Raw genomic sequence first — 6,913 nt, 5'->3', positions numbered from 1 at the left:
GAATGGCGCGCCGGCTTTTCTGGTCATCCTGCTGATGGGCGCGGCGGCGGCAACGCCGCCCAGCACGATCGCGCCTTCGCCGCCGATCACGACGAGCCCGAGCCGTGCCGGCAGCGCCACGCAGAGCGCTGCCAGTAAAAGCGGTGCTGCCCGCGAGAGCGAGTTCTGGATCGAGAACCACGAGCCGAAGCCACCGCGCCACATCGTCTCGTAGAGTTGCACCGGCGATTTGCCGACCAGCGCGATGAACACGCTGAACAGCGCCATGCCGACGATCAGCGCCGCGAGCGGTATGACGAAGGCTTCCGCGCGCCGCGCCGCCCATTCGAGCGCCGCCGGATAATTCCTGGCGCCAAACAGCGCCGGTGCGCCCGCAGTGCTGATCGTGTCTGCCATGGCCCCGTCTCCGATCCGGTTCAGGCGGTCGAACCGACGACTCCCTCGACCAGGTAGTCCATGCTTTCGAGCTCGAGCGCGGTCTCGACGAAGGCCTGGCCTTCGGTCGCGACGACGACGCCCTTGTTGCTCTTCAGCGGACCCTTGATGACGGAAAATCCGCCTTTCATCATTTCGGCCAGCGTGCCGTCGAACTGCTTGCGGGCGGCGTCGCTGACAGCGGGGCCGAGCGGGCTCATCTTGACGAAGCCGTCGGCCAGGCCACCGCGCGTGAAATTGGGCAGCGGCGTGCCGGCCACCAGATCGTCGACGAACATCTTGTAGACCTTGGCCCAGTTCCATTCCGCGCCGGTCAGGTATTTTTCCGGCGCCAGCGGGCTCTGGTTGGCATGATAGCCGCAGACGAAGGCGCCACGCCCGGCCGCCGTCTCGACCACCACCTTGGGGCTGTCGACATGACAGGTGATGACGTCGGCACCCTGGTCGACCAGCGCATTGGTGGCCTCGGCCTCCTTGACCGCCAGCGACCACTCGCCGGTGAAGATCACCTGGCAGGTGATGGTCGGGTCGACCGAGCGCGCGCCGAGCAGGAAGGAATTGATGTTGAGCAGCACCTGCGGGATCGGCTTTGCCGCGACGAAGCCGAGCTTCTTGGTTTTGCTGGTGTGACCGGCGACGACGCCGTTCAGATACTGGCCCATGCCGATATAGCCGAAATAGGAACCGGCATTCATCGGATGCTTGTCCTTGTTCCACATGCCGCCGCAATGGCGGAACTGCACGTCGGGGAATTTCGCGCACATGGCGAGCATGTGCGGATCGAAATAGCCGAACGAGGTCGGGAAGATCAGCGACGCACCGTCGAGATTGATCATCGATTCCATCGTCTTCTGCACGTCGACCGTCTCCGGCACGTTCTCCTCTTCGACGACGGAAATGCCTTCGATCCCCTTCAGCGTGGCGGCGCCTTCGGCATGCGCCTGGTTGTAGCCGTAATCGTCCTTTGGCCCGACATAGATGAAGCCGACGGTGGCCGTCGCGGCGAAGGCCCTGCTGATCGGAAACGATGCGGACGCAAGGCCGAGCGCCGCTCCGGCGGCGGAGGTCTTGAGCAGGTCGCGGCGGCTAAGCATGAATCTCTCGGACATTGAATGCTCCCTCTCTGGGGCCTTTGGGGCCGGTTAACACCTCAATGAAAGAAGTGTATGCAATCAATGTGCCAGTTTCGGAAATGGAATTTATTCAGCAATATCAATGAGCATGCCGATGTGAACTGCACAAAGCCGGAGCAATTGCATACACTTTTTGCCTCCAAAATCGCCAATTTGACATGAAGGCTAAAACATAGGCATACAGAGCTGCGGAGGAATCGAGGCCGGTGAGTGGCTCTCGGCTCTAGCGAAAAGACTGGACGGAGGAGACGTGTCGGGAAAGCGCAATTTGATCAGGTCGGGCACGACCGTCGATCAGATGGTGAGGGCGATCAGCGACCGGATCGTCACCGGCTTCCTGCGTCCCGGCGAAAAGCTCGACGAGGCCTCGCTCGCCGCCCGCTTCGACGTCTCACGCACGCCGATCAGGGAAGCGCTCAGCCGGCTCAGCGCCATGGGACTGGTCGAAAGGCGGCCGAACCGCGGCGCCACCGTCGCCGTGGTGACGCAGGAGCACCTCGCCTCGATGTTCGAGAGCATGGCCGAGCTCGAAGCGATCTGCTCGCGCTTCTCGGCCGAGCGCATGACGGCCGGCGAACGCCGCACGCTGGAGGCCGAGCATCAGGCCTCGGCGCGCTTTGTCCAACTCGGTGCCGAAGAAGAGTATGAGCTTTTCAACACCGAGTTCCACACCCGGCTCTATCGCGGCGCCCACAGCAAGCACATTTATGAACTGACCGTCATGACCCGCGGCCGCCTGGCGCCGTTTCGGCGCGCGCAATTCATGCTGCCCGGCCGGCTGGCCCAGTCCTGGCAGGAGCATGACGCCATCGTTACTGCAATCATGCGCGGCGACAGTGCGGCTGCCGGAACAGCCGCCAAGGATCATGTCTCGATCGTCAGCGAGGCGAGCGCCGTCTTTGCCATCGGCGACCGCCCCAAAGGCAAAGCCGAGCCGTTTCCGACATCGGCCTCCTAGCCCTTAAGAGACCAGACCGCCACCACGGCAGCACAGTCGCCGGCCTTGACCAACCCCGGAAAGTGCCGCGCCGCCAACAGACCGGACATCCTCGCCCTGATCTCCTGAGGAGCGCCGCCGGTGCGGCCGATGGAGTGGATGCGCGCCAGCACCTGGTTTTCTGCCACCGGCTCGCCGAGATCGATCATGGTTTCGATCATCCCGTCATCCTCGGCGAACGAGAAGCAATCGCCCGACGGCATGTCGAGCCAGCGGGTCGGCTGCATCGCGACGGCGCCGGCGACGATGCCGGCATGGCGCAAGACGTTGAGCACGCCGCGACGCGCGATGCGCACGGTTTCCGCGCGCGAAGTCCCGCCGCCGCCAAGCTCGGTGGTGATGAACAGCTTGCCCATCTCCTCGGCGGCAGTGTCGAACATGCCGACCGCATCGATCTCCAGCATCTTCATCGACCAGGGTGCGGAGAACGCTTCCACGGCAGCGAACCCTTTCGCTTCCAGCACCTTGTCGGGCCGGATATGGGCAGCGCAGAACGGCACGAAGTCGAGCGTCTTGCCGCCGGAATGGAAATCGAGCGCAATGTCTGTACGGGGCAGAAGCTCGCGCTGGAAATAATCGGCGATCTTTTCGGTCACCGTGCCGTCGGGCCGGCCGGGAAAGCTGCGGTTGAGATTGCCCTTGTCGATGGGCGAGGTGCGCGTGCCGGCGCGGAACGCCGGATAGTTCATCGCCGGCACGATGATGACCGTACCGCTGACGTCTTTCGGGCCGAGCGTACGGGCGAGCTCATAAAGCGCCAGCGGCCCCTCATATTCGTCGCCATGATTGCCGCCGGTGAGCAACGCGCTCGGCCCGTTGCCGTTGCGGATGACGCAGATCGGGATCATCACCGATCCCCAGGCGGAATCGTCACGGCTGTAAGGCAGGCGCAGGAAACCGTGCTGCACGCCGTCGCGCTCGAAATGGACGGTCGGCGTGATCGGTGATGGGCGAAGGCTGGACATCGGGCTCAACTCTTTACCACCAGCTTGCGTGGCACATTGGCCAGGCACTCGACGCCCGTCTCGGTGATCAGGATGGATTCGGTGATTTCCAAGCCCATCGTCTCCAGCCACAGGCCGGTCATAAAATGGAAGGTCATGCCGGGCTTCAGTTGGGTGCGGTCGCCTGGGCGCAGGCTCATCGTGCGTTCGCCCCAGTCCGGCGGATAGCTAAGCCCGATCGGGTAGCCGGTGCGGTTGTCCTTGACGATGCCGTATCTCTTCAGCACCGCGAAGAAGGCATTAGCGATGTCCTCGCACGTGTTGCCGGGCTTGGCCGCGGCAAGTCCCGCCTCCATGCCTTCCAGCGTCGCCTTTTCGGCGTCGAGGAACTCCTGCGTCGGTCTGCCGAGGAACACGGTCCGGGAAAGCGGGCAGTGATAGCGGTTGTAGCAGCCGGCAATCTCGAAGAAGGTGCCCTCGCCCGATTTCATCGGCCGATCGTCCCAGGTCAGATGCGGCGCCGATGCGTCGGCGCCCGACGGCAGCAGCGGCACGATCGCCGGATAGTCGCCGCCGATGCCGTCGACGCCGCGCGTGCCGGCATCGTAGATCTCGGCGACCAGGTCGCATTTGCGCATGCCGACTTCGATCTTGTCGACGATGCGCTGGTGCATTGCCTCGACGATGCGGGCGGCTTTGCGCATGGAATCGATTTCGGTCGGGCTCTTCACCGCGCGCTGCCAGTTGACGAGTGCGGTGGCATCGACGAAGCGGGCATTGGGCAGATGCTTCTGCAGCGATGCGAATGCAGCGGCCGAGAACCAGTAATTGTCCATCTCGACGCCGATGCTGAGCTTGTCCCAGCCGCGATCGGAGAGCACGCTGGACAGAAAATCCATCGGGTGGCGCTCGGTCGACTGCACATAGTGGTCGGCATAGCCGACGATGTTGTCGTGCGCGAGATAGGCGGTGCGCTTGGCACCGTTGGCGTCCTGGCCGCGACCGTACCACACCGGCTCGCCCGACGGCGGCACGATGACGGCCTGGTGCACATAGAACGACCAACCGTCATAGCCGGTCAGCCAGGCCATGTTGGACGGATCGCTGACAACAAGCAGATCGACGCCCTTGGCCTCCATCGCCTTCCGCGTCTTGGCGAGGCGCTCCGCATATTCGCCGCGCGAGAATTTCAAATTAGGCTGCATTGTTCTTGGTCCTCGTTTGTTGGGCCTTGCGGCCGGTATCAGCTTTCGAAAATCGTACCGGTCTTGGCTGCACGGGCACGGTCGCGGGCGAGCGTGGCGATGGCCGTGTCCTGCACGCCGGTGCCCGTCAGGTCGGCAATGGTGATGTCGCTGTCCGAGCGCCGGCCATGCCTTTCGCCGGCGATGATGTGGCCAAGCTCGGTGATCTCGGCATCGGCCGCCATCACGCCCGCCGCGATGGCATGGTGCAGTTCGCCCAATCGTCGCGTCTGCTTGGCGCTATCGGCGACGTAGAGGTCGGCCATGCGCAGGATCGCCGGCGCGATCTCGTTCTTGTGCTCGGCATCCGAGCCCATCGCGGTGATGTGCTGGCCGGCGGAGACGAAGCCGGCCTTGATCAGCGGCTCGGTCGACGGTGTCGTGGTGACGATTATGTCGGCATCGGCGGCTGCCTTTGCCGCGTCTGGCTCGGCGTGAACGGCGATGCCCAGTCTTTCGGACAATGCGTCCGCCGCGGCTTCGGCCTTGGCGGCATCCCTTGCCCAGATGCGAGCGTCGGTGATCGGCCGCACCAGCATCAGCGCCTCGAGCTGCAGTCCGGCCTGAACACCGGCACCGAAGATCGCGGCAACGGAGGAGTCCGCCCGCGACAGATGTTTGGCGGCGACCGCGCCGGCGGCGGCCGTGCGGATGTCGGTGAGATAGCCATTGTCGAGCAGCAGCGCCTCGACCAGACCGGTTTTCGAAGACAGCAGCACCATCATGCCGTTGACACTGGGCAGGCCGAGTTTCGGATTGTCGAAAAAGCCGGGACTGATCTTGATCGCAAAACCGTCGATACCCGGCACATAGGCGGTCTTGACGTCGACCTCGCCGCGATGCTCTGGGATATCGAGCCGTAGGATTGGCGGCATTGCCACCGGCAAGGTAGCGAGCGCCCGGAACGCGTTCTCGACGCAGGCGACGGCATCGAGATCGAGCTTCACGATCTTGCGCAATTCACTTTCGGTGAGGATCGTCATCCGGCTCATGCTGCGCTCTCCGCAATTGCTTCGCCGCAGATGATCTTGCGGTGCAGTGTCATTTCGATGTTGCGACCGGACAGAACGAGCACCGTCGGGCCATTCGCTTTGACCTTGCCGGCAAGCACGGCCGCGATGCCGACCGCGCCGGCGCCTTCCACGATCTCGCGCTCCTGCTCATAGGCATGGCGGATGCCGGTGGCGATCTCGTCCTCGCTGAGCAGGATCACATCGTCGAGCAGGTCGCGGCACATGGAAAAGGTCAGCCGGTTGTCAAGGCCGATGCCGCCGCCAAGCGAGTCGGCCAGCGTCGGCAGTTCCTCGACCAGCACCGGGTGCCCGGCATCAAGGCTTGCCTTCATCGCGGCACCGCGCGCCATCGAAACGCCCACCACCTTCGTCGCCGGGCTGACGCCCTTGACGGCAGCGGCGACGCCAGCCGCCAGCCCGCCGCCGGAAAGCGGCACCAGCACAAGGGCGGCATCAGGAACCTGTTCGATGATCTCCAGCCCGAGCGTGCCTTGCCCGGCGACGATGGCGGGATGGTCGAAAGGCGGCAGCATGATCAGCCCGTTTTCGGCGACCAGCCGCTCGACCTCCTGCTGCGCATCGTCCTGGCTGTTGCCGACGATGCGGATCTCGGCGCCGAGCCGGCGGATTTCGTCGAGCTTGTTCTGCGGCACCAGCCGCGACATGCAGATCGTCGCGTGGATGCCTTGCAGTCGAGCAGCATAGGCAAGCGCCCGGCCGTGGTTGCCGGTCGAGGCAGCGACGACGCCACGCGCCCTCTCCTCTTCTGTCAGCGAAGCGATAGCGTTCGAGGCACCACGCAACTTGAAGGCGCCGGTGGTCTGCCGATGTTCGAGCTTGAGATAAACAGGAGCGTCCAAGTGCTGGGAAAGACTCCGGGACGTGACGGTCGGCGTGCGCTCGACCTTGCCTGCGATGCGCTCGCGCGCGGCGTGGATGTCGGAGAGGCTCACCTTGGAAGCGGTCATGGCTCATCAATCAGTTCAGCGGCAGCGTCATCAGACGGCCGAATTCAGGGCGCGACATCTCATCTCCGCAGAGCCGCAGGCAATTCCAGGCCGTCGCCTGGTTGCTGGTGACGACGGGGCGGCCGATAGCCTCTTCCATGCCGACAACTGCCGCCGCCGACCGCAGCGCCGTACAGGAC

Annotated in this window: 6 protein-coding genes and 2 pseudogenes; 1 reads left to right on the top strand and 7 read right to left on the bottom strand. The window is 64.2% G+C overall.

Features of this window, described 5'->3' with window-relative positions; all coding sequences use genetic code 11:
• A pseudogene (locus tag E5W70_RS13705) lies at positions 1-396 on the bottom strand (ABC transporter permease); the annotation flags it as partial.
• Positions 397-416: 20 nt separating this feature from the next.
• Positions 417-1,544 (bottom strand): BMP family ABC transporter substrate-binding protein, encoded by a 1,128-nt coding sequence (locus E5W70_RS13700; RefSeq protein ID WP_292658811.1) that lies wholly within the window; start codon positions 1,542-1,544, stop codon positions 417-419.
• Between the two features lie 322 nt (positions 1,545-1,866).
• Here E5W70_RS13700 and E5W70_RS13695 point away from each other — a divergent pair, with 322 nt between their 5' ends.
• Positions 1,867-2,526: a GntR family transcriptional regulator gene (locus E5W70_RS13695; protein ID WP_292658902.1), complete on the top strand. Its 660-nt coding sequence runs from the start codon at positions 1,867-1,869 to the stop codon at positions 2,524-2,526.
• Here the strand turns inward: E5W70_RS13695 and doeB are convergent.
• The 5 genes and pseudogenes from doeB to E5W70_RS13670 all read right to left on the bottom strand — a co-directional run.
• Complete coding sequence (gene doeB, locus E5W70_RS13690) at positions 2,523-3,530, bottom strand: N(2)-acetyl-L-2,4-diaminobutanoate deacetylase DoeB (protein WP_292658808.1); 1,008 nt, start codon at positions 3,528-3,530, stop codon at positions 2,523-2,525. The genes E5W70_RS13695 and doeB overlap by 4 nt on opposite strands.
• Positions 3,531-3,535: 5 nt before the next feature.
• The gene (doeA, locus tag E5W70_RS13685) at positions 3,536-4,714 is read right to left on the bottom strand and encodes an ectoine hydrolase DoeA (protein WP_292658805.1); all 1,179 of its coding nucleotides are present in this window, start codon (positions 4,712-4,714) and stop codon (positions 3,536-3,538) included.
• A gap of 38 nt (positions 4,715-4,752) precedes the next feature.
• Entirely contained in the window at positions 4,753-5,745 is a 993-nt protein-coding gene (locus E5W70_RS13680) for a cyclodeaminase (protein ID WP_292658803.1), read from the bottom strand.
• Positions 5,742-6,734, bottom strand: coding sequence for a hydroxyectoine utilization dehydratase EutB (gene eutB / locus E5W70_RS13675; RefSeq protein ID WP_292658801.1), 993 nt, complete (start codon positions 6,732-6,734; stop codon positions 5,742-5,744). Before eutB ends, E5W70_RS13680 begins: the two co-directional genes overlap by 4 nt.
• 10 nt (positions 6,735-6,744) lie before the next feature.
• Positions 6,745-6,913, bottom strand: a pseudogene (locus E5W70_RS13670) (ectoine utilization protein EutA); the annotation flags it as partial.

This window comes from Mesorhizobium sp. (assembly GCF_005063415.1).
GTDB lineage: Bacteria > Pseudomonadota > Alphaproteobacteria > Rhizobiales > Rhizobiaceae > Mesorhizobium.
The sequence above is the reverse complement of the archived record's forward strand: the minus strand, read 5'-3'. Positions and strand labels throughout refer to the sequence as shown.